22 protein-coding genes and 1 pseudogene are annotated in these 25,329 nt (G+C 74.7%); 11 read left to right on the top strand and 12 right to left on the bottom strand.

Going from position 1 to position 25,329, the window contains the following annotated elements; all coding sequences use genetic code 11:
- Both V6U82_RS23595 and V6U82_RS23590 read right to left on the bottom strand, forming a co-directional pair.
- Positions 1-498 (bottom strand): annotated as a pseudogene (locus tag V6U82_RS23595) (hypothetical protein); the annotation flags it as partial.
- A gap of 12 nt (positions 499-510) precedes the next feature.
- A complete protein-coding gene (locus V6U82_RS23590; RefSeq protein ID WP_334464610.1) occupies positions 511-1,863 on the bottom strand; it encodes an MFS transporter in 1,353 nt (450 codons plus the stop codon).
- Positions 1,864-1,937: 74 nt separating this feature from the next.
- On the opposite strand from V6U82_RS23590, the gene V6U82_RS23585 reads away from it, so the two are divergent.
- Genes V6U82_RS23585 through V6U82_RS23570 form a run of 4 tightly spaced genes read left to right on the top strand, consistent with a single transcriptional unit; the run spans position 1,938 to position 5,322 of the window.
- On the top strand, positions 1,938-2,600 hold the full coding sequence (locus tag V6U82_RS23585; protein ID WP_442933459.1) for a TetR/AcrR family transcriptional regulator: 663 nt from the start codon (positions 1,938-1,940) through the stop codon (positions 2,598-2,600).
- A gap of 55 nt (positions 2,601-2,655) precedes the next feature.
- Entirely contained in the window at positions 2,656-3,963 is a 1,308-nt protein-coding gene (locus V6U82_RS23580) for a flavin-containing monooxygenase (protein WP_334464608.1), read from the top strand.
- Positions 3,960-4,802: an SDR family NAD(P)-dependent oxidoreductase gene (locus V6U82_RS23575; RefSeq protein ID WP_334464606.1), complete on the top strand. Its 843-nt coding sequence runs from the start codon at positions 3,960-3,962 to the stop codon at positions 4,800-4,802. Before V6U82_RS23580 ends, V6U82_RS23575 begins: the two co-directional genes overlap by 4 nt.
- Before the next feature lie 10 nt (positions 4,803-4,812).
- The gene (locus V6U82_RS23570; RefSeq protein WP_334464604.1) at positions 4,813-5,322 is read left to right on the top strand and encodes an NUDIX hydrolase; all 510 of its coding nucleotides are present in this window, start codon (positions 4,813-4,815) and stop codon (positions 5,320-5,322) included.
- On the opposite strand, the gene V6U82_RS23565 is transcribed toward V6U82_RS23570, so the two are convergent.
- The 5 genes from V6U82_RS23565 to V6U82_RS23545 form a co-directional block, all read right to left on the bottom strand.
- Positions 5,319-7,496: a glycoside hydrolase family 95 protein gene (locus V6U82_RS23565; protein ID WP_334464602.1), complete on the bottom strand. Its 2,178-nt coding sequence runs from the start codon at positions 7,494-7,496 to the stop codon at positions 5,319-5,321. The genes V6U82_RS23570 and V6U82_RS23565 overlap by 4 nt on opposite strands.
- Entirely contained in the window at positions 7,493-8,512 is a 1,020-nt protein-coding gene (locus V6U82_RS23560) for a LacI family DNA-binding transcriptional regulator (protein ID WP_334464600.1), read from the bottom strand. The genes V6U82_RS23565 and V6U82_RS23560 overlap by 4 nt, the downstream gene beginning before the upstream one ends.
- A complete protein-coding gene (locus V6U82_RS23555) occupies positions 8,509-10,917 on the bottom strand; it encodes a glycoside hydrolase family 3 C-terminal domain-containing protein (protein ID WP_334464597.1) in 2,409 nt (802 codons plus the stop codon). Before V6U82_RS23555 ends, V6U82_RS23560 begins: the two co-directional genes overlap by 4 nt.
- 236 nt (positions 10,918-11,153) lie before the next feature.
- On the bottom strand, positions 11,154-12,350 hold the full coding sequence (locus V6U82_RS23550; RefSeq protein ID WP_334464595.1) for an ROK family transcriptional regulator: 1,197 nt from the start codon (positions 12,348-12,350) through the stop codon (positions 11,154-11,156).
- Positions 12,351-12,398: 48 nt separating this feature from the next.
- Positions 12,399-14,762, bottom strand: a complete 2,364-nt coding sequence (locus V6U82_RS23545; protein WP_334464592.1) for a TIM-barrel domain-containing protein — start codon at positions 14,760-14,762, stop codon at positions 12,399-12,401.
- A 115-nt stretch (positions 14,763-14,877) separates the two neighbouring features.
- Between V6U82_RS23545 and V6U82_RS23540 the strand changes: the two genes are divergently transcribed.
- Positions 14,878-16,887 (top strand): beta-galactosidase, encoded by a 2,010-nt coding sequence (locus V6U82_RS23540; RefSeq protein WP_334464589.1) that lies wholly within the window; start codon positions 14,878-14,880, stop codon positions 16,885-16,887.
- Between the two features lie 14 nt (positions 16,888-16,901).
- On the opposite strand, the gene V6U82_RS23535 is transcribed toward V6U82_RS23540, so the two are convergent.
- Positions 16,902-17,531: a LysE family translocator gene (locus V6U82_RS23535; RefSeq protein ID WP_435123041.1), complete on the bottom strand. Its 630-nt coding sequence runs from the start codon at positions 17,529-17,531 to the stop codon at positions 16,902-16,904.
- A gap of 204 nt (positions 17,532-17,735) precedes the next feature.
- Here V6U82_RS23535 and V6U82_RS23530 point away from each other — a divergent pair, with 204 nt between their 5' ends.
- Positions 17,736-18,278, top strand: coding sequence for a GNAT family N-acetyltransferase (locus tag V6U82_RS23530; protein WP_128136992.1), 543 nt, complete (start codon positions 17,736-17,738; stop codon positions 18,276-18,278).
- On the opposite strand, the gene V6U82_RS23525 is transcribed toward V6U82_RS23530, so the two are convergent.
- Positions 18,273-18,680 carry a YkvA family protein gene (locus V6U82_RS23525; RefSeq protein ID WP_334464586.1) on the bottom strand — a complete coding sequence of 136 codons (408 nt, stop codon included), beginning with the start codon at positions 18,678-18,680 and terminating at the stop codon, positions 18,273-18,275. The two genes, V6U82_RS23530 and V6U82_RS23525, sit on opposite strands and share 6 nt — an antisense overlap.
- 134 nt (positions 18,681-18,814) lie before the next feature.
- On the opposite strand from V6U82_RS23525, the gene V6U82_RS23520 reads away from it, so the two are divergent.
- A complete protein-coding gene (locus tag V6U82_RS23520) occupies positions 18,815-19,285 on the top strand; it encodes a J-domain-containing protein (protein ID WP_128136990.1) in 471 nt (156 codons plus the stop codon).
- Between the two features lie 6 nt (positions 19,286-19,291).
- On the opposite strand, the gene V6U82_RS23515 is transcribed toward V6U82_RS23520, so the two are convergent.
- Both V6U82_RS23515 and V6U82_RS23510 read right to left on the bottom strand, forming a co-directional pair.
- Positions 19,292-19,858, bottom strand: coding sequence for a DinB family protein (locus V6U82_RS23515; protein WP_334464583.1), 567 nt, complete (start codon positions 19,856-19,858; stop codon positions 19,292-19,294).
- Positions 19,855-20,640: a class I SAM-dependent methyltransferase gene (locus tag V6U82_RS23510; RefSeq protein ID WP_334464581.1), complete on the bottom strand. Its 786-nt coding sequence runs from the start codon at positions 20,638-20,640 to the stop codon at positions 19,855-19,857. The genes V6U82_RS23515 and V6U82_RS23510 overlap by 4 nt, the downstream gene beginning before the upstream one ends.
- Positions 20,641-20,868: 228 nt before the next feature.
- Here V6U82_RS23510 and V6U82_RS23505 point away from each other — a divergent pair, with 228 nt between their 5' ends.
- The 3 genes from V6U82_RS23505 to V6U82_RS23495 all read left to right on the top strand — a co-directional run bounded on the left by V6U82_RS23505 (position 20,869) and on the right by V6U82_RS23495 (position 23,371).
- Entirely contained in the window at positions 20,869-21,837 is a 969-nt protein-coding gene (locus V6U82_RS23505; protein ID WP_334464579.1) for a TerC family protein, read from the top strand.
- 36 nt (positions 21,838-21,873) lie between these two features.
- Positions 21,874-22,041, top strand: coding sequence for a hypothetical protein (locus V6U82_RS23500; RefSeq protein ID WP_334464577.1), 168 nt, complete (start codon positions 21,874-21,876; stop codon positions 22,039-22,041).
- Between the two features lie 868 nt (positions 22,042-22,909).
- Positions 22,910-23,371 (top strand): tetratricopeptide repeat protein, encoded by a 462-nt coding sequence (locus V6U82_RS23495; RefSeq protein ID WP_128136987.1) that lies wholly within the window; start codon positions 22,910-22,912, stop codon positions 23,369-23,371.
- A gap of 15 nt (positions 23,372-23,386) precedes the next feature.
- On the opposite strand, the gene V6U82_RS23490 is transcribed toward V6U82_RS23495, so the two are convergent.
- Entirely contained in the window at positions 23,387-23,980 is a 594-nt protein-coding gene (locus V6U82_RS23490) for a TetR/AcrR family transcriptional regulator (RefSeq protein WP_334464574.1), read from the bottom strand.
- A 122-nt stretch (positions 23,981-24,102) separates the two neighbouring features.
- Between V6U82_RS23490 and V6U82_RS23485 the strand changes: the two genes are divergently transcribed.
- The gene (locus tag V6U82_RS23485; RefSeq protein WP_435123051.1) at positions 24,103-25,290 is read left to right on the top strand and encodes a macrolide family glycosyltransferase; all 1,188 of its coding nucleotides are present in this window, start codon (positions 24,103-24,105) and stop codon (positions 25,288-25,290) included.
- Positions 25,291-25,329: the final 39 nt, after the last annotated feature.

Raw genomic sequence — 25,329 nt, 5'->3', positions numbered from 1 at the left:
GTCCTCGGCGGCGGCCGCCCGTTCGGCGGCGGCGGACGCGGTGGCCTGCGCCCGCTCGGCGCGTTCGGCGGCGGCGTCGCGTTCGGCGTACGCGGCGCGGGCCTGCTGCCGGTCGCGGGCCGCCGCCGCGGAGGCGTCCTCGGCCTCGCGGCGGGCCTCGTCGCGTTCGGCGTGCGCCGCCGCGACCTGCGCGGACGTCTCCGCGCGAAGCTCGGCGAGCTGCCGTTCCACACCGGCCGGTGACAGTTCGGCGTGCAGCGCCTCGGTGAGTGTCTCCACGATCTGGTCGAGCCGGTCCACCGCTTCCCAGGTGCGCGCCACCTGCCCGGGCAGGCCGGGGGAGTTGCGGTGGCGCATCCGCGAGTTGCGGGCGGCCCGCTGGCAGGCGCCGTCGTTGTCCCGGCAGTAGCGGAACGGGCGGCCCGCGCCGGCGCGTTGCGGCACGTCGCGTCCGCAGTGGGCGCAGGGTCGGGTGTCGGCGGCGGGCTCGGCGTCCATCGGGGGCGAAGTCTATCCGGCGGCGTCGGCCCGGGCCGCGCCGTCGAGGGTGTAGCGGCGTTGCAGCAGCACCGCGACCACCATCACGGCGGCGGGCAGCAGCCCGAAGCCGTAGCGCAGCGCGTCGAGCGCGGCCGGGGACTGGGTCACGCTCTGCCCGGCGGTCGAGGCCACGAACCCACCGGCGGCGAGGCACAGCGCGTACGCGTAGGGGCCCAGCGCCGCGCCGGTTGCCTCGGTGGCGGTCCACACCCCGGTGTACGTGCCGGCCCGCTCGGTGCCGCCGGCCGCGCGGATCACGTCGGGCAGCATCGAGAACGGCAGCAGTTGCATGCCGGCGAACGCCACCCCGAGCACCGCCACGGCGGCGACCAGCACCGGCAGCCCGGCGGGACGGCCGACCGCCAGCACCAGCGACCCGGCGGCGAACGCGGCCTGCGCGGCGAGCAGGGCGCGTTGCTTGCCGATCCGCCGCGCCACCGCCAGCCAGCCCGGGGTGACCAGCAGCGCGGGCGCGACGAACGCGGCCACCAGCACCGTGGTGAGGCCGGGGCGGCCCAGCTCGTACTCGGCGTAGTAGGGCACACCGGCGAGCACCAGGTGGGTGGTGGTGGACATCGCGAGGTAGGCGCCGACCAGCCAGCGGAACTGCCGGTCCCGCAGGCTCGCCGCCAGCGCCCGCCACCCGCCCGGGCCGTGCGGCGGGGCCGTGTCGGCGGCGGTACGGCGCAACCGGCCGATCCCCGCGACGCCGACGAGCATCGCGGCGAGCATCCCGGCCGCCAGCACCACGCCCATCCGCAGGTAGCCGGCGCGTGTCGCGTCGTCGCCGCCGGCCAGCAGCGGCGCGAGCAGCCCGGAGACCAGAATGCCGAGCGTCAGCACCACCATCCGGAAGGCCATCAGCCGGGTCCGCTCGTGGTATCCGATCCGCAGGTCCGCCGGGGTCGCCAGGTAGGGCACCTGGTACGCGGCGAACAGCAGGTTGCCGGCGACGAAGAACACCGCGACCCAGCCCGCGGCGGCGGCGCCGGTGAGGTCGCCGGGCACCGCGAACAGCGCGGCGAACGCCAGCGGCAGCACGCACCCGGCCAGCAGCAGACGGCGGCGGTGGCCCCGGCGGGCCTGCTCCACGTCGCAGCGGTGCCCGATCCACGGGTGCAGCACCACGTCGGCGATCTTCGGCAGCAGCAGGGTGAGCCCGGCCAGCCACGGCGCGACCGCCAGCACGTCGGTCAGGAAGTAGAGCAGCAGCAGCCCGGGCACGGTGACCCAGACGCCCATGCCGAGCGAGCCGGTGGCGAACCCGACGAGCGGGCCGCGCGGCAGGGTGACCGCGTCGGAGCGCTGATCCAGCCCGGTCATGGCGGTCTCCTGTCCTCGGGGCACGCCGCCCCCCAATCCAACGGTTGCTGGATTGTAGGGGGAACAATGGCCGGATGACCATGCCTCGCCGCCGGCCGGGCCGGCCCCGCCGCGACGACCAACGCCCGACCCGTGACCTGGTGCTCGCCGCCGCCACCGCGTTGTTCGCCGAACGGGGCTTCGACGCGGTGAGCGTCCGCGACGTCGCCGCCGCGGCGGGCGTGGACGCGGCCACCGTCGTGCACCACACCGGCACCAAGGCGCAGCTCTACGACGCCTGCTTCGCCCGGGTGTTCAGCGCCGAGCGGGAGGTCATCGAGGCGGCCGCGGAACGCGCCCGGGCGGCCCTGGCAGCGGGCCCGCAGGACGCGCTGCGGGCGCTGCACGACCTGGTGGACGTGTTCGTCGACTTCCTGGAGGACCGGCCCGAGACGACAGCGCTGTGGCTGCGCCGCTGGCTGGAGCCGCAGCGGCACGGCGAGCTGGACCGCCGCTACGCCGCGCCGCTGTACGGGCTGGTCGAGGAACTGCTGGTGGCCGCGGCCGGGGCCGGCGCGCTGACCGAGCCGACCCCGCACGTGACGGTGCGCTCCCTGGTCTGGGCGGTGCACGGGCACGTGGTGGCGCTCGCCGCAGGCACCGGCTCGGGCGCGCGGGAGCGGCGCGAGTTCCGGGCGTTCGTGCACCGGTTCCTCGACGCGTTGTACGTCGGCGGCCCGGGAGACACCCGCCCTTGACGCCGGTCCGCGCTCCGGGGATTATCCATCGGTCGTTGGATTTAGGAGGCGGGTAATGGGCACACCCAGGGTCGCTGTCGTCGGCGCCGGAGCCGCCGGGCTGGCCACGCTCAAGGCACTCGCCGACGCCGGTGTCCCGGCGATCGCGTTCGAGGCAGCCGACACGCTCGGCGGCCTCTGGGTGTACGGCGCGCCGGGCTCGCCCGCGTACCGGACGCTGCACCTGAACACCAGCAAGGGGCGCACCGAGTTCGCCGACCACCCGATGCCCGCGGACTGGCCCGACTACCCCGACCACACCCGCGTCGCCGGCTACCTCGGCGACTACGCCGACCGGTTCGGGCTGCGCGAGGCGGTACGGCTGCGGCACACCGTCGAGCGGGTCACCCGCACCGGCGACGGCTGGCGGGTGCACGCCACCGGCCCGGACGGTCCGGTCGAGGTCGACGTCGAGGCGGTGGTGGTCGCCAACGGGCACAACCGGGTGCCGAAGCGGCCCGAGCCGTACCCGGGTGAGTGCACGGCCGAGCAGATGCACAGCCACGACTACCGGGGACCGGAGCAGCTCGCCGGGCGCCGGGTCCTCGTGGTCGGCGGGGGCAACTCCGCGATGGACATCGCCGTCGACGCCTCGTACGCCGCCGCGCGCACGCTGCTGTCGCTGCGCCGCGGCGTGTGGGTGGTGCCCAAGTACCTGCTCGGCCGCCCGTCGGACACGCTCAACGGCGCGCTGGCCCGCCGGCTGCCGTGGCGGCTGCGGCAGCGGATCAGCCAGACCATGATCACCACCGCGGTCGGGCCGCCCACCCGGTACGGGCTGCCCGCACCCGCGCACGGTTTCCTCCAGGACCACCCGACGCTGTCCGACGCGCTGCTGTCCCGGCTCACCCACGGCGACATCGACGCCCGGCCCGGCATCGCCCGCTTCGACGGCGACCGGGTGGAGTTCACCGACGGCCGCCACGACGAGGTCGACCTGGTCGTCTGGTGCACCGGCTACCGGGTCGAGATGCCGTTCCTCGACCCGGCGCTGCTCGGCGACGGCGCGGACCGGCTCCCGCTGTACCGGCACGTGTTCCACCTGGACGCGCCCGGGCTGGCGTTCGTCGGGCTCATGCAGTCCACCGGAGCGGCGTTCCCCCTGGTGGAGGCGCAGGCCCGGCTGGTGGCCGCGCGCCTGGCCGGCACCTGGGCGCCACCGGACCCGGCCCGCCAGGCCGCCGCCTGCCGCGACGAGCTGCGGGCCGCCACCGCCCGGTGGGGGCAGCGCCGCCCGCACATGCGCGTCGACTTCGACGTCTACCTGGCCGAACTGGGCCGCGAGCTGGCCGCCGGCCGTCGCCGGGCCGGAGCGGCACGATGAGCGCCCCGGGCCGGAGCAGCGGGCTGGCCGGGCGGCGGGTGCTGGTCACCGGCGCCCGGGGCACGTTCGGGCAGCACCTGGGCGCGGCCCTCACCGCCGCCGGCGCCCACGTGGTCGGGCTGGACCTGCACGCCGACGCCGACGCCACACCGCCGGTGCTCGGCGTCGACCTGACCGACCCGGACGCCACGCCACCAGCGGTGGCCGCTGCCGTCGACCGGCTCGGCGGGCTCGACCTGCTCGTCAACAACGCCGGTGTGGGCGGCCCCGCGCCCGCCGAGCTGCCGCCCGACGAGGTGGTACGCCGCCAGATCGAGGTGAACCTGCTCGCCGCCTGGCGGACCACCGCCGCCGCGATGCCGGCCCTGGAGGCCGCCCGCGGGCGGGTGATCTTCGTGGCCAGCCGGATGGCCGTGCTGCCGCTGCCGCTGGCCGCGGCGTACGGGGTGAGCAAGCGGGCGCTCGTCGCGTACGCCGACGCGCTGCGCCACGAGGTCGGCACCCACGTGGGCGTCAGTGTGGTCTACCCCAGCATGGTGGCCTCCCCGATCCACGACAGCACGGTGGCGGCCGGGCTGTCGCTGAGCGGGGTGTCCCGCCCGGAACCCGTCGAGGGGGTGGTGGCGGCGATCCTGCGCGCCGCCACCGCCCGGCGCGCGCCACGGGACGTGGCCACCACCCGGCGCGGCCGGATCGAGATGGCGCTGGCCCGGCACGCACCGGCGCTCGCCGACCGGATGGTGCGCCGTACCGTCGCCGGGCGGCTGGCCGCCGGTGACCTGGACGGTGCGGCGCTGGCCGAGGGCATGGTCCGGCGGCACGGGCAGGCCCGCCGGTAGCCTGCTCGCCATGGCCGTCTCGCCCTACATCGCCCGGCTGCGCCGCCACGTCGGCCACGACCTGCTGATGCTGTACGGCGTCAGCGGCGTGGTCACCGACGACGCGGGGCGGGTGCTGCTGGCCCGCCGCTGCGACAACGGCCGCTGGTCCGTTCCGGCGGGCACTGTGGACCCGGGTGAGCAGCCCGCCGACGCGCTGGTGCGGGAGGTCCACGAGGAGACGGGCGTGGCGGTGACGATCGACCGGCTGGCAGGTGTCGCCACCCATCCGGTGGTCTACCCCAACGGCGACGCCTGCGAATACCTGAATGTCTGGTTCCGCTGCCGGGCGATCGGTGGAGCGCCGACGGCCGACGGCGACGAGTCGCTCGCGGTGGCCTGGTTCGCGCCGGACGCGCTGCCGGACCTGGACGACTGGGCGCGGCTGCGGATCGGCACCGCGCTGACCGACGGCGCCCCGCCCTGGTACGCCGCTCCGGGGGAGAGCCACCCGGCGCTGCACCAGCCCGACAACATCTAGCCGAACACCACCTCGTAAGCCCGGTCCGGAACCAGATCGACCGCGTGACGGCCGCTCGGGCCGTACACGGTCACGCGCTGCGGAACCGGCGACACCAGGCGCGCCCGCACGCGGTCCGGCGTCCAGGTCAGCTCCTCGACGGTGACCCGGCCCCGGCAGGTGATGCCGCGCAGCGTGCCGGCGGGCAGGCCGGGCGGCGGCGCGGGCAGCAGCCGCAGCGTCCCCGGGCGCGACTGGACCAGCGACTCGATCAGCACCGCCGGCAGAGTGTGCGCGGCGTCGGCGTTGTACGTGGTCCGGCCCGGGTTGTGCGCGCTCATCAGCGACCGGAAGAACATGTCCGCGCCGAGGATCTTGCGCAGGTTCGCCGCGACCAGCTCGCCGTCGCGCAGCCGGGCCGCCGCCAGCGCCCGGTGCAGGCTGCCGTGCGCGGAGCGGTCCTCGTCACCGCGCGACGTCAGGGCCCGGTGCGCGGCGGCGGCCAGCTCCGGGGTGTCGTCCGGGTTGATCTCGTCCAGCGGCCACACCGGATAGAGGTGGCTGACGTGCCTGTGGTCCTCGTCGCCGGTGCTGCCGGGCCACGCCCACTCGGCCAGCGCGCCGCGCCCGTCCACCAGGTAGCCGGGCGGCCGTACCCCGGCCCACCTGTCGTCGCCGGTCACCTCGGCGGCCAGCCGCAGCGCGTGCCGGGCCGCCGCGACGTCCATCGTGGCGTTCACAGCGACCGGCGCGACCCGGCCGGTGCCGTCGTACGGGCCGGTCTCCGGCGAGTACGACGGCACCAGCGCCGGCGCCCCGTCCACAGTGGCCAGCACGTCGGCGAAGAAGTCCGCCACCTCGGCCAGCCAGCCGGCCACCGCACCCAGCGGCTCACCGGTGACCACGTGATGCTCGTGCAGCGGATGCAGCAGCCAGTCCGCGCCGGCCAGCCACGCGGTGAACGGCCACTCCGGATGGACGTGGAACAGGTGACCGTGCTCGCCGTCGGTGCGGCTGGGCGCGAGCAGACCGCGTGCCCCGTACACCGCGCGGGCGTTGGCGCGCCAGTGCTCCACCTGCGCGGCGACCAGCCGGGCGTGCGCCGCTGTCACCTCCGGCAGCGCGCCGACGTTCGCGCCCGCCAGTTGCAGGTTCAGGTTCGCGTCGGTGGTGAAGTCACCGGCCCACGCGGCGTCCCAGGAGCCCAGCCACAGCCCGGTCAGCCGGGGCGGCAGCACCCCGCTGGCGCTGAACAGCAGGTACCGGCCGGAGTGGAACAACCGTTCCAGCAGCGCCGGGTCCAGCCGGTCCGGCGTGGCGGCCTGCCGGGCCAGCAGCTCGTCCACGGGCAGCGCCCGGTCGGCGGCGGGCACGCCGAGGTCCAGGCCGGCCCGGGTGTACGGGCCGCGATGGTGAGGTACGTGCCGGGCCAGCAGCTCCTCGTAGTCCCCGGCGAGCGCGGCGAGCCGCTGCTCCGACGCCCGGGTACGCCAGGGCGGCGCGCCGGGCCGGTCGACGAGCGTGGTGAGCAGTGCCGGTCCGCGTACCCGCACCCGGTCGCCGTCGACGGTCACGTCGCCGCGCAGCAGCGTCAGCCCCTCGAATCCGTACGCGCCGCCGGCGTCCGGGTAACGGGCGCGTATCCGCAGGAACACCAGCCCGTCACGGCGGTACGCGGCGCGCTCGTACACCACGTCGGCCGGCCTGCCGGGCAGCTCACCCGTCGCCCCCGCCACGCAGTCGCCCTGGTCGAGGTGGAGCACCGCGACACCGTCGGCGCGGGAGGCGAAGCAGCGCCGACGCCCGCCCGACCACTCGGCAGTCACCTCCCCGGTGGTGAAGTCGGTGTCGCGCCGGTAGCCGCGCGCCGGTCCGGGCGGCGCGTCGACGGTGAGCGCGTACCCGGGGTGGAACGACTGGGTCCACTCCAGCTCCCGGCCGCCGGTGAGCAGCCGGGCGGCCTCGGCCCGCCGCCCGGCGAGCACCAGCGCGCGGATGTGCGGCATCCGGCCGGCCAGCTCGGGCGCGCGGGCGTCCCGGGTGCCGTTGGGCAGGACGAGCCGGTGGTGGTTCACCACGATCCGCTCCGCGTACGGCCGCCCGGGGACCATCAGCCCCAGCTCGCCGTTGCCGGTGAGGAACGCATCGGTCCAGTCGTCGGCCGGCGCGGTGTCGTGGATGCCGTGCGCCGTCACCGGACGGCGCTGGTGTCCCGCACGGTGAGGTGCGGTTCCAGCAACGTCACCTCCGGCACCGGCTCACCGCTCAACCGCCGCATCAGCAACGCCACCGCCTGCCGGCCGACCTCCTCGGCGGGCACCGGTACGCAGGTGAGCCCTGACTGTTCGGCCAGCTCGTCCGGGCAGATCGCGACGACCGACACGTCACGGGGCACCCGGCGGCCCAGCAGCGGCAGCGTGGCGAGCACCGGGCCGACCGCCGACTCGTTCTGCACCACCAGCCCGGTGACGTCCGGGTGGTCGGCGAGCAGCGCCTCCAGGTCGTGGCGTACCGCCGCCGGTCCCTCCTCGCAGGGCCGGGTCACCGCGTCGACGCCGAGCCGCTCGGCCGCGGCGCGCACCCCGGCGCGGGTGCGGTGGGCGAACCCGGTGCCCCGGTCGTAGACCGCGGCGGGCGCGCCGAGCAGCGCGACGCGCCGATGCCCGGCGGCGGCCAGGTGTTCCACGCACAGCTCACCGGCACGCCGGAAGTCGAGGTCCACGCAGGCCAGTCCGGTGCTGTCGGCGGGGTGCCCGATCAGGACGCCGGGTAGCGCCAGTTCGCGCAGCAGCGGTACCCGGGAGTCCTCCAGCTCCACGTCCATCAGCAGCACGCCGTCGACGAGCGCGCTGCCGGCGATGCGGTGCAGCCCGGCCGGTCCCTCGTCGGCGGTGACCAGCAGCACGTCGTGGTCGTGGCGGCGGGCCGTGGTGACCACCGCGGTGGCGAAGCGCATCACCACGGGCACCTGCATGCCGGTACGCAGCGGCAGCACCAGCGCGATCACGTTGGCCCTGCGACTGGCGAGCGCGCGGGCCCCGGCGTGCGGGTGATAGCCGAGCGCGCGGACGCTGGCGAGCACCCGGCTGCGGGTGGTGGCCGAGATGGTGCGTTTGCCGCTGAGCACGTACGACACGGTGCTGGCCGCCACCCCGGCGTGCCGGGCCACGTCGGCGATGGTGACCTGCTCGCCGGGGGTCCGGCCGGTCACCGGGCCGCCCCGACGCCGGTGCCCGCCGGTTCGGCCGTCGCGTCGCCGCCGGTGACGGTGAGCGTGCCGGAGAGCCGGATGTCCCGCGCGGACCGGCCGACGAGCACCGAGTGGGCGGCGGCCTCCACCACCATCGCGGCGCGGGTCTCGTCCCACCAGGCCAGGTCGGCGGTACGCAGCCGCATCGTCACCCGGGCGGCGCAGCCCGGGTCGAGCGTGACGCGGGCGAAGTCGCGCAACTGCCGCAGTGGCTGCTTGACCCGGGAGCGCCGCTGCCGGGCGTAGAGCTGCACGACCTCGGTGCCCGGGCGGCGGCCCGTGTTGGTGACCTCGACGCTCACCTCGACCTCCTCGCCGGCGCGCGCCGTGGCGGTGCTCAACCGGAGGTCAGCGTAGTCGAACTCGGCGTAGCTGAGCCCGTGCCCGAACGGGTACAGCGGCTCGCCCCGGTGGTAGAGGTAGGTGGCGTCGGCGCCGATGACGTCGTAGTCGAGCAGGTCGGGCAGTTCGGCGGCGTCGGCGTACCAGGTCTGGGTGAGCCGCCCGCCCGGGTCGGCGGCGCCGAGCAGCACGTCGGCCAGCCCGTTGCCGTGTTCCTGTCCGCCGTGGGCGCTCCACAGCACCGCCGGCAGGTGCTCCTGCGCCCAGCCGGCCGCGTACGGGTAGCTGCTGGTCAGCGCCAGCACGGTACGCGGGTTCGCGGCGTGCACGGCCCGCAGCAGCTCCGCCTGGCCGGACGGCAGCGCCAGGTCGGCCCGGTCCTCGGTCTCCCGGCCGTTGACCATCGGGTGGTTGCCGAGCACCACCACCGCCACGTCGGCGGCGGCCGCCAGCGCGGCGGCCTCGGCGGCCCCGTCCACGAGCAGCGTCACGGTGAACACGGCCGGCTCGCCGGTGGCGACGCTCAGCCGCCCGTCCGGTGCGACGCCGACGTGCCGGCCGGTGGCCAGGTGGTGCAGCAGCGCGGTGCCGTCGGGCCGGTGGTGCAGGCGGAACGTCTCGCGTACCACCCAGCCGCCCGGTCCGTCGCGGTCGGCCACGAGGGCCCCGGTGTCGTCGGCGCCGACGTACCGGCCGGTGCCGACGGCACGTAGCGCCACCACGTCGCGCCCCCAGTCGACCACGTCGAACTCGGCCGGGCTGTCGCCGAGCGCCAGCGGGCCGTCGCCGTCGTCGCGTACCGCCCGGTCACCGATGTGCAGCGTGATCCGGTCCGCGCCGGGATGGGTGGTCACCTCGGGCAGGCGTCCGAGCAGGCCGGCGTACGCGCTGATGGCGTACGGCGGGGTGCCGCTGTACCAGTCGGTGAGCACGGTGTCGGCGAGCGGGCCGAGCACGGCGACGCGGGTGCCGGGGCGCAGCGGCAGCAGGCCGTCGTTGCGCAGCAGCACCACCGACTGGCGGGCGGCCTCGCGGGCGAGTTCCCGGTGGGCCAGGCTGTCGAGCGTGTGCGGCGGCACGTCGTCGTGGGGATCGGGGTCGAGGTCGCCCAGCCGCGACCGGACGGACAGGATCCGCCGCACCGCCCGGTCCACGTGGGTGACGTCCACGAGCCCGCGGGCCAGCGCCTCGGTGAGCCGCTCCACTGTGGGGGCGCTGTCCTCGTCGTCCTCGGTGAAGCTGTCGATGCCGGCGCGCAGCGCGGCGGCGAACCCGGCCACGTGGTCGGGCAGGTACTCCTGCACGCCGGCGATGTTGCCGACCGCGCCGGCGTCGCCGACCACCATGATCTCGTCGTCGGCGTAGCCGCGCAGCTCGCCCTCGATGAGCGGGCTCAGGTGCGCCGGCACGCCGTCGACCAGGTTGTACGACGCCATCACCGCCACCGCCGCGCCGGCCGCCAGCGGGGCGCGGAAGGCCGGCAGCTCGTACTCGTGCAGCACCCGGGGCGGCAGGTCGCTGGAGGTGGTGGCCCGGTCGGTCTCGTTGTTGTAGCCGAGGAAGTGCTTGAGCGTCGGCGCGGTCCGCAGCCGGATGGGGTGGTCGCCGCGCAACCCGAGCGCGTACGCGGTGGCAAGCCGGCCGGTCAGCCACGGGTCCTCGGACCAGCCCTCCTCGTTGCGTCCCCACCGGGGGTCGCGCAGCGGGTTGACCACCGGCGCCCACACGTTGAGGCCGACGCGGTCCGGGTCGGCCCGGTGCTTGACCCGTACCTCGTCGCCGACGGCGGCCCCGACCGCCCGGATCAGGTCCGGGTTCCAGCTCGCGGCCAGGCCGATCGCCTGCGGGAAGACGGTGGCCGTGCCGAGCCAGGCGACGCCGTGCAGCGCCTCGGTGCCGGTGCGGAACGCGCGCAGGCCGAGCCGGGGCACCGGCGCCTGCCACTGGTGCAGCAGGCCGAGCTTCTCCGGCAGCGTGAGCCGGGCCAGCAGGTCGTCGAGACGGTGGGGGACGGGGTCGGTCATGGTGGGCGCCTCCGGTCGGCGTACGTGCTGCCGCTCGTCCGTCGAAGCGCTTCGACGGACGGGCCGGTGATGCGGCGTCGCGTACGCGAAAGGGGTGGTGGGGGTGCGGCGGTGTCGGCCCGGAGCGGTGGTGAAGCGCTTCGACAACCGCCGAAGAACACGCCGCTTCGCAGGTTGCCCGGTCCCGGAACGCGGCGCTACCGAGGTTGGCACTTCCGGCCGGTGCGGTCAAGGGGTCATCCGGCGGGCAGGCGCCCGGCCTCCACTGTGGCCAGTGCGGCGGTGGCTCCGCCCAGCGCCCCGGCCGCGGACCCGAGCGTGCTGGCCTCCAGACGCACGCCGGGCGGGACCGGTGTGCGGGCGGCGAGTTCGGCGTGGGCGGCCGGCAGCAGCCACGGCGCGAGCGCCGCCAGGTGACCGCCGACCACCACCACCTCCGGGTCGAGCAGCCCGGCCAGCACCGACACCGCCTGCCCGAGCAGCCGGCCGATCTCGGTGAGCCCGGTGCGTACCGGCTCGTCCCCGGCGCGGGCCAGCGCCTGGATGCGTTCGACCTCCGGCAGATGGTCGGTGACCGGTCCGGCGTCTGGCAGCAGGCGGCGGATCACCGCGTCCACGCCGAGCAGCGCGGTGAGGCAGCCGCGCCGCCCGCAGTCGCAGGCCGGTCCGTCCGCGGCCAGGGGCAGGTGCCCGACGTCCCCGGCGAAGCCCCGGCCGCCGCGCAGCAGCCGGCCGCCGCTGATCAGGCCCGCGCCGATCGCCGGACCGCCGGTGAGGTGCACCAGGTCGGTCGTGGCGGCGTACGGGCCGTGCCGTCGCTCGGCCAGCACGGCGAGGTTGGCCTCGGTGTCGACGGCGACGGGGAAACCCCTGTCGCCTAGCGCGCGGCGCACCGACGCGGCCAGCGGCACGCCGCGCCAGCCCAGCGCGGGTGCGGCGGGCACGTCGCCGTCGGGGCCGACCAGCCCGGGCACGGCCACGGTGAGGCCGAGCACGGTGCGGTCGGCGCCGATCCGGGTGACGGCACGCCGGGTCAGCGCGGCGAGCGCCTTCACCGTCTCCTCGGGACCGGCGGTGGCGGCGGGGAACGCGCGCCGCCAGGTCAGCACCGGGTCGCCGCCCAGTCCGGCGGCGACCGCGACCAGTTCGTCAGCGCCGACGCGCAGGCCGAGCCCGACGTAGCGGGAGCCGTCGAGGACGAGCATGGTGGCCGGGCGGCCCACCCGGTTCTCGGTCAGCCCGGTCTCCCGCAGCAGACCGTGCTCGATCAGCTCGGCGACCAGGCTGGAGACGGTGGCCTTGTTCAGCCCGGTGTGGGCGGCGACGTCGGCCCGGGAGCAGGGGGCGTGGCGGCGGACGTGCCGGAGCACCGCGGCCCGGTTGGTCACCCGCACGTCGCCGAGGTCGGCCGTCGGCCGGTCGATGCTGATCACGTACTGCCCGCCTCCTGCGCCCGGCCCCGAGTTCGGCTACAGCTTAAACTAAATGGGCGAGATTCCGGCCGGCCGCTCTCCGCCGCCGAACCACGGCGCGAACGACGCCACCGGCATCGGCTCGCCGTCGAGCACCACCCGGCGCGGCGGATCATCCCCGACCACGCCGACCCGCCGGACGTCCAGCGGCCCGTCCACGCGTACGCGCAGCGTGTCGCCGTCGCGCACCGCTGTGACAGTGGTGTCGCCGTCGGGGTCCTGCACCACGCTCACGCCGTCCGCGCCGCCCCAGGCCACGAGCGTGACGTCCCGGAACGGGCCGGTCCCGACCGTCGCCGCGGGCGCCACGGTGGGGATCAGCGCGCCGTGCCGCACGTACAGCGGCAGCCGGTGCAGCGGCACGCGCACCCGCAGGTGCCGGCCGCCGGGGTGCCGCCGCCCGGTGTACGCGTCGAGCCAGTCGTCGCCTGCCGGCAGGTAGACGGCGCGTTCGCCGGACGGGTCGAGCACCGGCGCCACCAGCAGATCGGGGCCGAGGCGGTACTGGAGGTCGGCGGTCCAGGCGGCCGGGTCGTCCGGGGTGTCGACGAGCAGCGCCCGCAGCATCGGGCCGCCGGTTCGGGCGCTCGCCACCGCCGCCGACCAGAGGTACGGCAGCAGCCGGTAGCGCAGCCGCAGCGCGTCCACCGCGTGCCGTTCCGCCTCGGGCGGGAACTCCCACGGCAGCCGGCTGGTGGTGCCGTGCAGGCGCACCAGCGGGGAGAGCGCGCCGAACTGGGTCCAGCGCACGTACAGGTCCGGCTCGGGCGTGCCGTGGAAACCGCCGGTGTCGTGGCTCCAGAACGGCACCCCGGACAGCCCGTGGGACAGGCCGCCGCGCAGTGTGCTGGCCATGCCCGGCCAGGTGGCGTTGACGTCGCCGCTCCACTGCGCGCTGTGCCGCTGCCCGCCCAGGTACGACGAGCGCGCCCACACGGTGCGGTGCCCGGCCACCTCCTCGGTGACGTCGGCTACCGCGTCGTTGAACAGCAGCGCGTACACGTTGTGCAGTTCGACGCCGGTCATGCCGTTGTGCGCCACCGCGTCGGCGGGCACCCCCTCGGCGAAGTCGGTCTTGAACACGGCGACGCCCTGCGCCAGCAGCGGCCGCAGCAGGCCCTGGAACCAGCGCACCCCGGCCGGATTCGTGAGATCCACGATGGCGCATTCCGGGTAGCTGCCGTGCCAGGTGTCGGCGACGTACGTGCTCCCGTCCGGGCGGCGCAGGAAGTAACCGGCCGCCTCGGCCTCGGCGTAGAGCGGGCTGCCGGTCATCAGGTACGGGTTCATCCACAGGCACACCCGGAAGCCCTGCTCGGTGAGGTCCTTGAGCATCCCGTCCGGGTCGGGGAAGGCCTCGGCGTCCCAGCGCAGGTCCGACCAGTGCCCGGCGACCTGCCAGTAGCAGTCCAGGTGCAGCACGTCGCAGGGGATGTCCCGCTCGCGGATGCGCCGGGCCCGTTCCAGCACGCGCTGCTGGTTGTCCGGGAAGAAACCGGACGAGATCCACGCGCCGAACGCCCACCTCGGCGGCAGGTACGGTCGTCCGGTCAGTGCGTCGAGCCGGTCGAGCACCTGTGCCGGGGTCGGCCCGGCCAGCACGTAGTAGTCGAGCAGGTCGTCCGGGACGAGGATCTGCACGCTGCTGTGGGTGCTCGCGCACACGTCGAACTGCACCGGCAGCCCGCTGTCGACCAGAACGCCGTAACCCCTGTCGGACAGGTAGAACGGCACGTTCTTGTGCGAGCGGTCGGACTCGCCGCCGAAGGCGTCGAAGTTCCACATCAGCGGGCGCTGGCCGCGCTTGTCCAGCGGGGTGAACTTCTCGCCGAAGCCGGCGAACCGTTCGTCGCCGGGCGCGACGAAGCTCTCGTGCCAGGCGACCGGCTCGCCGTCGAACGTGGAGCGGCCGAGCGGCAGGGTACGGCGGCGGCCGCTGATGTCCCGGGTGCCGCCGTCGGAGGCCAGCAGCAGCCGCCCGTCGGGAGTGCGGAACCGCAGCCCCCACGGGTCCAGACGCAGCTCGGCCACCACGCCACCGGCGCCGACCCGGACGTGTCCGTCGGCGACTGTCACGGCGGCGGGGTACGGCTGCGGGTGGACCAGTGTCAGTGCGGCGGCGGACCGGCTGCGGACCGAGAGGTCGTCGGCGAGGCGTACCCGGACGATCCCGTCCCCGGCGGCCTCGACGCGCGCGACGAGCGTGCGGCCGGACGCGCAGGTCGCGGTGAGCGTGACCCCGTGCGCGTCGGTCGCGGCGACCTCGGCCCGCAGCACGTCGTCGGCGCCCTCCTCGCCGGGGGCGCGGACCGGCAGGTCGGGCGGGTCGGCCACGAACGTCTCGTACGGGACCAGCGGCGGGCGGTACGGCATGGGCGTCTCCTCGCGGCGTCCACGGGCGGTCCCGCCAGTTTCTTTGGAAGCCCAACTAACTGTCAATGATCGACGGCATTGACTTTCCTTCTCACCTGTTCCTATTTTGGCCGGGATGACAACTAAAGCGCTGTGGAGCGACGGCCGGCTCAGCTACGGCGGCGACTGGAACCCGGAGCAGTGGCCGCCCGACGTGTGGCGCGAGGACGTCGCCCTGATGCGCGCCGCCGGGGTCGACCTAGTCACCGTCGGCGTGTTCGCCTGGTCCCGGCTGGAACCCGAACCCGGCCGGTACACACTCGACTGGCTCGACGACGTGCTGGACCTGCTGCACTCGGCCGGCATCCGGGCCGCCCTGGCCACCCCCACCGCGTCGCCGCCGCCCTGGTTCTCGCTGCGCCACCCGGACGCGCTGCCGGTCACCGCCGACGGCGTACGCCTGATCCACGGCAGCCGCGACACCTACTGCGCCGCCGCGCCCGCGTACCGGGACGCCGCCCGCAGCATCGCCGGGGTGCTGGCCGCCCGGTACGCGCACCACCCGGCGCTGGCGCTCTGGCACGTGCACAACGAGTACGGCACCACCTGCCACTGCCCGCACGCCGGGGAGGCGTTCCGCCGCTGGCTGGCCACCCGGTACGGCGACCTCGACGCCCTCAACGACGCCTGGGTCACCAGCTTCTGGAGCCAGCACTACTCCGACTGGGCGCAGGTCGGCACGCCGCGCGCCACCCAGTACCTCGCCAACCCCGGCCAGCTGCTCGACTTCCGCCGCTTCTGGTCCGACACGCTGCTGTCCGCGTACACCGAGCAGCGGGACCTGCTGCGCGCGGCGAACCCGGCCGTGCCGGTCACCACCAACTACGTCCTCGGCGACTGGGTGCCGGTCGACCACGCCCGCTGGGCGCACGAGGTCGACCTGGTCGCGATCGACCACTACCCGTCCGCGACCGACGCGGGCGCCGAGCAACAGACCGCGCTCGCCGCCGATATCGCTCGCGGCTGGGCCCACCACGGCGCCGGGCGGCCGGCGCCGTGGCTGCTGATGGAGAGTGCGCCCAACCAGATCCACACCGCCGGGCGGATGCACACCAAGGAACCCGGCCGGATGACCCGGCACAGCCTCGCCCACGTCGCACGCGGCTCCGCCGGGGTGATGTTCTTCCAGTGGCGCGCCCCGGCCGGCGGCGCAGAACGCTTCCACTCGGCAGTGGTGTCGCACGCCGGGGCGGACACCCGCGTGTTCCGCGAGGCCACCGACCTGGGCGCCGCGCTGGGCCGGCTCGCCGGGACCGCGCCGGGCCGCGTCCAGGCGGCCGTGGCCATCGCGTACGACGCGGCGAGCGGCTGGGCGCTGCGGCACCCGGGGATGCCCCGCGACGGGCTCGACCACCCCGGCGAGGTGGCCGCCGCGCACCGAGCCCTGTGGCAGGCGGGCGTCACCGCCGACGTGGTGCCGCCCGGCACCCCGCTCGACAGCGCCGTGCTGCTCGTGCTCCCCGCCGTCTACCTCGCCTCGGACGCCACAGTCGACTGGGTACGCCGGCACGTCCACGGCGGCGGGCACCTGCTGGTGACCTGGCTCAGCGGTGTGGCCGACGAGCACGCCCGGGTGCGCCTGGGCGGCTACCCGGGCGCGTACCGGGACCTGCTCGGCGTGCGGGTGGAGGAGTTCCACCCCCTCGCCGACGACGAACACGTGCCGCTGACCGGTGGCGGGACCGGCCGGATCTGGTCGGAGACGGTGCACCCGACCGGCGCCGAGACGATCAGCGCGTACGCCGGGGGAGTGCTGGACGGCCGGCCCGCTGTCACCCGGAACAGGGTCGGCGACGCGTACGCCTGGTACGTCTCCACCCGCCCCGACGACGACACCTACCGGCGGCTGCTCACCGACGCGGCCCGGCTCGCCGGTGTGACCCCGACCTGTCCCGGCGCACCCTCGGGCGTGGAGGCGGTACGCCGCCACGACGGCGACGGAGACCTGCTCTACCTGCTCAACCACACCGACCAGCCGCAGCGGGTGCCGGTCGCCGGGCTCGACCTGCTGACCGGCGCGACGGCCGACGGTTCCCTGACGCTCGAACCGGGTGGAGTGGCAGTGGTGCGCGAGGCAGCGCGCTGATGCGCGTACCCCGGTCAGGGGGTGGCGACGGCGGCGCGGGAGCGGTCGGCGGCGATCCGCACCGCGAGCGCCGCCAGCACCGTGCCCATCACGTACCGCTGCAGGCGCGCCCAGCCCGGCCGGCGGGTCAGGAACGCCGACACCGAGCCGGCGCTGAGCACGATGAGCGCGTTCACGGTCAACGCCACCACGATCTGGGTCAGGCCGAGCAGCAGGCTCTGCACCGCCACGTGCCCGCGCGCCGGGTCGACGAACTGCGGCAGCAACGACACGTACAGGATGGCGATCTTCGGGTTGAGCAGGTTGGTGACCAGGCCCATGGTGAACAGGCGCCGGGGCCGGTCCGGCGGCAGCGGCGTCGGGGTGAACGCCGACGTGCCACCGGGGCGCAGCGTCCGCCAGGCCAGCCACAGCAGGTACGCCGCGCCGGCCAGCTTCACCGCCGTGTACAGCGGCGGGACCAGCACGAACACGGTGGCGATACCGGCCACCGCGGCGGCCAGGTAGACCAGGAAGCCGACCGCCACGCCGAGCAGCGACACCAGCCCGGCCCGCCGCCCCTGGGTCACCGACCGCGACACCAGGTAGACCATGTTCGGCCCGGGCGTGAGCACCAGACCGAGCGCCACCAGGGCGATTCCCATGACTGCGCCGACAGTGACCACATCGCCTCCCCGCTCCCGCCTAACCGGACCCTACGCCCACCCGTCGCCCCGCACCGTCCCCTCCCACCCTCACTGCGCCGATCATGAGGTTGGCTGCCGCCGGCGTCCGATTTGTCGCCGCCAACCTCATGATCGCCGGAGCGGGGGCGGTGGTGCCGGTGTTGCGGCGGTGATACTTGCGGCATGTCGATCGTGCTCTCCGCGCCGGCCACCCCGACCGCGCCCGCGCTGCTGCTGCGCCCGTGGCGCGACGGTGACGCCGACGCGCTGATCGAGGCGTACCGGGATCCGGTGCTGCGCGCCTGGACCAGCCATCCGGTGACCGGCCCGGCGCAGGCGCAGGTGTTCCTGCGCCGCAGCCACCAGGGCTGGGCCGCCGGGCACCGGTTCATGTTCGCGGTGCTGGAGGGGGAGCAGGTGGTGGCCTGCGTGGTGCTCAAGGACGTCCGTCCGGGCCGTCCGGCCGCCGAGATCGGCTACTGGACGGCCGCGCCGGCACGGGGCCGGGGTGTCGCGCCACGCGCGGTCGAGGCGGTCACCGCGTGGGCGTTCGCCCGGTTCGCCGCCACCGGCCTGACCCACCTGGAGCTGCTGCACCAGATCGACAACCCGGCGTCGTGCCGGGTGGCGGAGAAGAGCGGCTACGCGTTCGCCGAGGTGCTGCCGGCCCGCCCGCCGTACCCGCGCGACGGGCACCGCCACGTCCGCCACCGGACGGTCTCATGACGGAGGAGACGTGACAGTGCCACCGATCAGGCGCAGCAGCAGCCGCGGCTCGCCCGGCCACGCGTCGAGCAGCACCCGGAGGGGCATCTGCCGGGCGGCGTAGCGCAACGCGAGCGCCACCACGACGATGTCGTCGAGCGGGCCGATCACCGGCAGGAACTCCGGGATGAGGTCGATCGGGCTGGCCACCCAGAGTCCGGCGACCACGATCGCGACCCGGGCGCGGCGGGGCACCCGCGGGTCGCGGCGCAGCCGTCGTACGGCGGTCACGCAGTCGGGTATGAACGCGGCCAGGTCGCGCAGGATCCCCGGCGGCAGGCGCCGGGCCAGCAGCACCAGCACCGCCCAGCTCACGAGCAGGCAGGCCGTCGCCACAGCGAGGCCGATGAGCCAGTCGCGCACGCCGTCACCCCCTTCACGTACCCGGTGGGACGCTACGCGGCCGCCTGGTCCGCCGCGCGGGAACAGTCCGGCCCCGCGCGACGCTGACCCTTGTCGGACGGTGGCGGATACCGTGGGTACGGGAGGTGACGGCGGTGACGACAGGCTGGGAGGCCGCGGTCGAGGCGCAGATCCGCTCGGCCCAGGAACGCGGCGAGTTCGACAACCTGCCGGGTGCCGGCAAGCCCATCCCGGGGCGCGACATGCCCTACGACGAGGGCTGGTGGATCCGCAGCTTCATGGAGCGCGAGCAGATCCCGTCCGACCTGCTGCTGCCCACGCCGCTCCAGTTGCGCCGCCGCATCGAACAGCTCCCGGCCGAGCTGCGCGACCTGCCCACCGAGGAGGCCGTCCGGTCGTACGTGGCGGCGCTCAACACCGAGGTGGTGGCCTGGCTGCGTACCCCGACCGGGCCACGCGTGGTGGTCCGCCCGGTCAACGTCGAGGAGGCGGTGCGCCGCTGGCGCGCCGATCGGGAACGCGCCGCGCCGGACACTACGGCACCGGAGCCGCCTCGCGCCGTCCCGGCCCGCCCGCGCCGCCGTCGGCGCTGGTGGCGTCGCTGACAACGCTCAGGGAAGCGCCGCCTGCCAGGTCCACGCGGCACGCCGCGGCCGGTCGCCGAGCGGCGCGCGGCCGGTCAGCCACAGCAGCACCGGCGCCGGGTCGCCGTCCGGTGCGTCAGGGAACAACCGGTGCACCACCCCGGCACACAGCCCGGCGGGTGGCGACCAGTCCAGGCCCAGCCCCCGCGTCAGGTCGCCTGTGTGCAGCAGGATCTCGGCCACGCCCATCGCGGCGAACCCGCCCGGATCGCACGGGCCGAAGTGCCACGCCCGGTCGTCCGGGCTCGCGGCGTCGATCGTGGCGGCGAGCATCCCGGCCGCGGCCGCCGCGACAGTGAGCACCTCGGCGGGCGCGGCGTCGGCGCGTACCCGCAGGTCGAACGGCAGATAGCCGCCGTCGGGCCGGCCCGAGACCTGACCGGTGTACGCGACCAGGTCGTGCGCGATGTGCGCGGCGGTGGTCCAGCAGGACCAGTCCAGGTCACCGGCGCGTACCGTCCAGTCCCGGTCGGTGGCGGGCCCTAGCACGGCGGTCATCGCGGCGGCGGCGGACCGGACGTCCGCGCCGGTCATCGTCGTAACAGCCGGCGTACGCGCAGCACGCACGTCAGCATCGGGAGCGTGAACTCCCCGCCGGCCGTCTCGGGCCGGCTCGCCAGGTACGCGCGGATGCGGTCGAGCGTCTCCGTGCGTTCCCGTTCCGGCATGACCAGCATTCCCGCCCGGGTGGCGAGCGTCGCCACCAGCGAGTCGGCGGTGCGGCGCTGCCCGTGCGGGAACTCGGCCTGCTCGGGCGAGCCGAACCGGGCCTCACCCGTCTTCGGCAGGTGCATGCCGGCCGTGGCGACGCGCCAGTTCGCGGGCGTGTCCCGGGGGCCGATGGCGGCGCTTCCGCTGACCGCCACGAGCCCGGCGACCCAGTCGACCCGGTCGTCCACGACGTTCCACAGTCCGGCCAGGACTCCGCCGGGCGTGAGGACGCGGGCGATCTCCGGTCCGGCGACGGCCATGTCGAACCAGTGCATGGCGTTGCCGGCGACCACGGCGTCGACGGAGGTGTCCGGCAGGGGGATCGACTCGGCGCTGCCGGGCAGGGCGCGTACGTCCGGCAGGGCGCGGCGGAGTTCGGCGAGCATCGCCGGGTCCGGCTCGACCACCGTGACCTCGCCGGTGACCTCGGCCAGCGTGGCCGTGAGCTTGCCGGTGCCCGCGCCGAGGTCGAGCACCCGCGCGCCGGGTGCGGGTTCGAGCGCCCATCGCAGGGCGGCCCGCGCGTAGTCCGGGCGGTGTTCGGCGTACGCGGTCGCCGCCGCGCCGAACGACGACGAGTGCCGACGTCGAGCGTCTTCGTCCATCCGGTCACCCTATCGACGGCCCGGCTCCCTTGACGCATGAACAGCACTTCGTGAATACTGGATCGTAGTTCGAGGGGGAGTACCCGACGATCCACGCACCGCCGTCAGTACGGGCCCGGCCCATCCGGATCCCGGCGATGCAGCCACCGATGGCCCGGGGAGACCCTCGTCCAGCAGCGCCGGCACACCTCGGGTGCGCCGGCCCGGGCGAGAGGTCTTCCCTTCGTCATGTCCGTGTCCTGGTGGATCTGGGCCGTACTCGTGCTGGCGATCGCGGCGATGCTCGCCGTCGATCTGTTCCTGCACCGCGACAACCACGTCATCGGCTTCCGTGAGGCAGCGGTCTGGTCCGGCATCTGGATCGCCGCCGGCCTGCTCTTCGGCGTCGTCCTCTGGGCCTGGCAGGGCGGTGACGTGGCCGGCACCTACTACGCCGGCTACCTGATCGAGAAGGCGCTGTCGATCGACAACGTCTTCGTCTTCGCGCTGATCTTCACCTACTTCGCCGTGCCCGCCGCGTTCCAGCACAAGGTGCTGTTCTGGGGTGTCATCGGCGCCCTGGCCTTCCGGCTGGTCTTCAACTTCGTCGGCGCCGAGCTGCTCGAGACGTTCTTCTGGACCGCGTACGTGTTCGGCGCGTTCCTCGTCTGGACCGGCTACAAGATGGCGTTCCGCCACGACGAGCAGACCCCGCCGGACCGCAACCCCGTCGTCCGGCTGGTCCGCAGGCTCATTCCGACCGACCCGGCTTTCCACGGCGACAGGTTCTTCGCCCGGGTCGACGGCAGACGGGTCGCGACTCTGCTGTTCGTGGTCCTGATCGCGGTCGAGGCCACCGACCTGATCTTCGCCATCGACAGCGTCGCCGCGATCCTGGCCATCACGACCAGCACGTTCATCGTCTGGACCGCCAACGCCTTCGCCATCCTCGGCCTGCGCAGCCTCTACTTCTGCCTCGCCGGGCTGCTGCGCCGCTTCGTGCACCTGCACTACGGCCTGGCCGTCCTGCTCGCCTTCGCCGGCGTGAAGTTGATCCTCTCGGAGACGCCGGTCGGCAAGCTGCCCATCCCGGTCACCCTCGGCGTGATCGTGGCGACGATCGCGGTGTCGATCGGGTGGAGCCTGCGCAGCACCGCTCCGCACACCGAAACGCGTGACGCCGACGCGGCCGGCTCCTCCCCGGGCACGGCGCGCTGATGATCCAGCGGCTCGCCGGCGCACTACCATCCGTCCATGGGCTCCCGCGGGGCGTCAGCCGAAGCCGTCTTCTTGCGCCCGCTGCCCGCCGTCTTCGACAGGTTCGCCGTGACGAAGGCGTTCCTCGACCGCAAGAGCGCGGAGAGCGGCATCCCGGTGCGGTTCCAGGACGCGTTCGAGGTGATCGAACCGTTCGCGCGCTAGGCCGCTCGCCACCTCCTGCGCCCGGTGAAGACCTTGTCACGGTGTCAGGGCCGAGCGCCGACGCTCGCACGACGTCACGGCGTGCTCCGGCCGCATGCGACGCCCACCGCGAGCCGCGCCACGGCTTCTCGTCCCTGGGACCGGATCACCAGCGGTACGCACGCCGTACTCGCCACCCAGGTGCCCCCGGTAAAGACCGACCACGCGTCCGGACCGGTCGCGACCGGACACGCCTCGACCTGCACGGTGGTCGCCGGGGCGGTACCCGGGCCCCAACCGATCCGGGCGCGGTCCTCCCACCCGGGTGCGACCCGTACCTCCGCAGCCGCTCCGGCCCGTACGTAGAGGCCCCATTTGGCGAAGAGGCGCGTCGGCCCCCGGTTGCCGGACGACTCGACGGGCTGCAGCACTGTCGACGACACCGCGACGGCTTCCGCCACAACGCGGTACTGCTCACCCGGGGCCGCCTCGGTGGCAACCGAGTCGGCACACGAAAGGCGTTGACCATCCTCGGGTAGCGGCGGCAGCAGCGAGGCCCCTGCGTCAGCGGACGGGGAGCCGGGCGCGACAGGTGCGCGTCGCCCCGCGTCGTCCCCGGTCGTGCAGCCGGTCGCCGCCACCAGCAGGCAGGCCGCCAGGACGACAGGCTCCCAGCGCCGGCTCGTGGTGTGCACACCCCGATCCTGTCGAACCTCGCCGCCGAGTCAACTCCCGTTTTATCGGATTACCGGTAACAGCAATGTGGAAATCTGAGCGGACAAAAGGGTCAAATCGGTGCCACACCATAATGACAGTTATGTGCGGGCAGGCTCCGTCCGCGCTGTCGGCGTACGATCGCGCCACCGCAGCCGATCCCAGGGAGCAGGCGATGGTGTTCGACGCGACGCTGACCCGGATCAACGACGGCGTCCAGATGCACCACCAGCACGGTCGGCGGGAGGACGCCCGCGACCTGTTCGCCCGGATCTGGGACGAGATCGGCGGGGAGCGGGGCGATCCGCTGCACGTCTGCGTCCTCGCCCACGCGATGGCCGACGTGCAGGACGACGTACGCCAGGAGCTGGTCTGGGACCGGCGGGCGCTCGCGGCGGCCGGTCTGCTCACCGACGAGCGGGTCGCGCGGGCCGGGGTGCCGATGTCGGTTGCCGGGCTGTACCCGTCGCTGCATCTCAACCTGGCGGAGTGCCACCGCAAGCTCGGCGAACTCGACCAGGCGCGGGACCACCTCCGGCGGGCCCGGGAGGGGATCGGCGCGCTCGGCGACGACGGCTACGGGAAGCTGATAAGAGACGGACTGGACCGGCTGTCGCAGAAACTGTCCGCCGGATAGGCCGCAGACGAACGGTTAGCGGCCGGTGCCCGTCGACGGGGTGACGGCGGCAACGACCAGGTCGACGATGCCGTCGGCGTAGTCGTCGGTCAGGGGGCCGTTGCGCAGCAGCCAGCGGTGGTAGAGCGGGCCGAACAGCAGTTCCACCACCTGGTCCAGCGCCGCGTCGGGGCGAACCTGGCCGGCCTCGCGGGCGGCCTCCAGGCGTACGCGGACCGCGTTCAGCTGGGGGCGGAGCAGCCGGTCGCGTGCCTGGCCGGCCAGCTCCTCGTCGGCGAGTGTCTCGATGGTGACGGCCCGGGTGGTCGCCGACAGCCGGGGGTCGGCGAACTCGGCGACTGTGGCCCGGAGAACCTGGCGCAGGTCAGCCCGGAGGTCGCCGGTGTCGGGCAGGGCGATGACCTCCGGCATGTCGTCGGCGAGCGCGTCCAGGATGACCGCGCCCTTGCCGCGCCACCAGCGGTAGATGGTCTGCTTGCCGACGCCGGCGCGGGCGGCGATCGCCTCGACGGTCAGGGCCGGGTAGCCGGTCTCGGTCAACAGTTCCAGGGCGGCGGTGAGGATCGCGCGGCGGGACTGCTCGTTGCGGCGGGCGGGCTGGGGGGTCACTCCACGAGCCTACAACGAGACGAGACGTATCGTCTTGACGGGTGCGCCGCGCTGTGATCTTCTGTGCGAGACGCAACGTCTCGTCTCAGCGACGATCAGGAGATCACTTGCCGCACATCGCCATGGTCAGCATCCCGTTCCACGGCCACGTCAACCCGAGCTTGGAGATCATCCGTACCCTCGTGCGGCGCGGCCACCGGGTCACGTACGCCAACGACCCCGCCTTCGCCGAGGTCATCCGGGCCACCGGCGCGGAGCTGAAGCCGTACGCCTCGACGCTGCCCGCTGACGGCGGCGCCGGCATCGACGACCCGATCGCGCAGCTCACGCTCTTCCTCGACGACGCGATCGCCATGCTGCCGCAGCTGCGGGCCGCCTACGCCGACGACCGGCCCGACCTGTTCCTCTACGACATCGCCGGCGCGCCGGCCCGGCTGCTCGGCGAGCAGTGGGGGATCCCGGCCGTCCAACTCTCCTCGACGTTCGTGGCCTGGGACGGCTACGAGCAGGAGATGGCGCCCGCCGTGGAGGCGATGCGGGCCGATCCGCGCGGCGCCGACTACTACCGGCGCTTCACGGCGTGGCTGACCGCGGAGGGTTCGTCGGTCACCGACAGCATGGCGTTCCAGGGGCGGCCGGTCCGCAGCCTCGTCCTGCCGCCGGAGGCGCTCCAGCCGAACGCCGACCGGGTGGACCGGTCGGTCTACAGCTTCGTCGGCCCGGTCCTGGGGGACCGCTCCGACCAGGGTTCCTGGGTACGACCGGAGCGAGCCGGGAAGGTGCTGCTCGTCTCGCTCGGCTCCGCCTTCACCCGGCAGCCCGAGTTCTACCGCCGCTGCGTCGCCGCGTTCGGTGACCTGCCCGGCTGGCACACCGTTCTGCAGATCGGCGAGCACGTCGATCCCACCGAACTCGGTCCCGTCCCGGACAGCGTGGAGGTCCACCGGTGGGTGCCGCAGCTTGCCGTACTGGAACAGGCGGACGCCTTCGTCACCCACGCCGGCATGGGCGGCAGCAGCGAGGGGCTCTACTGCGGGACGCCGATGATCGCCGCACCGCAGGCGGCCGACCAGTTCGCGAACGCCGAGCAACTGGCCGCACTCGGCGTCGCCCGGGTCGTCGACTCGGCGACCGTCACCGCCGTGGAACTGCGTGAGACGCTGCTCGCCCTCACCTCGGACCCCGCCGTGGTGGCCCGGAGCGCGGAGTTGAAGCGGCAGGCCCGCGCCGCCGGTGGCGCCGACCGGGCCGCCGATCTGATCGAGGCCGAGCTCGTCGCCGCGCGCGGCGCTGCCGGGCAGCGGTCGTAATCGCCGCACGTGGCAGCCGCGCGGTCAGACGGTCCACGT

The organism is Micromonospora sp. CPCC 205554, assembly GCF_036902745.1.
In the GTDB taxonomy this organism is placed as follows: Bacteria; Actinomycetota; Actinomycetes; order Mycobacteriales; family Micromonosporaceae; genus Micromonospora; species Micromonospora tulbaghiae.
Note: the sequence above shows the minus strand (reverse complement) of the source record. Positions and strands in the feature narration are given on the sequence as shown.

Excerpts from the sequence above, each read along its gene's own strand:
- V6U82_RS23530 (WP_128136992.1), top strand. The coding sequence starts at position 17,736 with ATGTCGATCGTGCTCTCCGCGCCGGCCACCCCGACCGCGCCCGCGCTG.
- V6U82_RS23555 (WP_334464597.1), bottom strand. The coding sequence starts at position 10,917 with ATGACCGACCCCGTCCCCCACCGTCTCGACGACCTGCTGGCCCGGCTC.
- V6U82_RS23495 (WP_128136987.1), top strand. The coding sequence starts at position 22,910 with ATGGTGTTCGACGCGACGCTGACCCGGATCAACGACGGCGTCCAGATG.
- V6U82_RS23505 (WP_334464579.1), top strand. The coding sequence starts at position 20,869 with ATGTCCGTGTCCTGGTGGATCTGGGCCGTACTCGTGCTGGCGATCGCG.
- V6U82_RS23575 (WP_334464606.1), top strand. The coding sequence starts at position 3,960 with ATGAGCGCCCCGGGCCGGAGCAGCGGGCTGGCCGGGCGGCGGGTGCTG.
- V6U82_RS23485 (WP_435123051.1), top strand. The coding sequence starts at position 24,103 with ATGGTCAGCATCCCGTTCCACGGCCACGTCAACCCGAGCTTGGAGATC.
- V6U82_RS23545 (WP_334464592.1), bottom strand. The coding sequence starts at position 14,762 with ATGCCGTACCGCCCGCCGCTGGTCCCGTACGAGACGTTCGTGGCCGAC.
- V6U82_RS23535 (WP_435123041.1), bottom strand. The coding sequence starts at position 17,531 with ATGGGAATCGCCCTGGTGGCGCTCGGTCTGGTGCTCACGCCCGGGCCG.
- V6U82_RS23570 (WP_334464604.1), top strand. The coding sequence starts at position 4,813 with ATGGCCGTCTCGCCCTACATCGCCCGGCTGCGCCGCCACGTCGGCCAC.
- V6U82_RS23585 (WP_442933459.1), top strand. The coding sequence starts at position 1,938 with ATGACCATGCCTCGCCGCCGGCCGGGCCGGCCCCGCCGCGACGACCAA.
- V6U82_RS23515 (WP_334464583.1), bottom strand. The coding sequence starts at position 19,858 with ATGACCGGCGCGGACGTCCGGTCCGCCGCCGCCGCGATGACCGCCGTG.
- V6U82_RS23590 (WP_334464610.1), bottom strand. The coding sequence starts at position 1,863 with ATGACCGGGCTGGATCAGCGCTCCGACGCGGTCACCCTGCCGCGCGGC.
- V6U82_RS23580 (WP_334464608.1), top strand. The coding sequence starts at position 2,656 with ATGGGCACACCCAGGGTCGCTGTCGTCGGCGCCGGAGCCGCCGGGCTG.
- V6U82_RS23540 (WP_334464589.1), top strand. The coding sequence starts at position 14,878 with ATGACAACTAAAGCGCTGTGGAGCGACGGCCGGCTCAGCTACGGCGGC.
- V6U82_RS23500 (WP_334464577.1), top strand. The coding sequence starts at position 21,874 with ATGGGCTCCCGCGGGGCGTCAGCCGAAGCCGTCTTCTTGCGCCCGCTG.
- V6U82_RS23510 (WP_334464581.1), bottom strand. The coding sequence starts at position 20,640 with ATGGACGAAGACGCTCGACGTCGGCACTCGTCGTCGTTCGGCGCGGCG.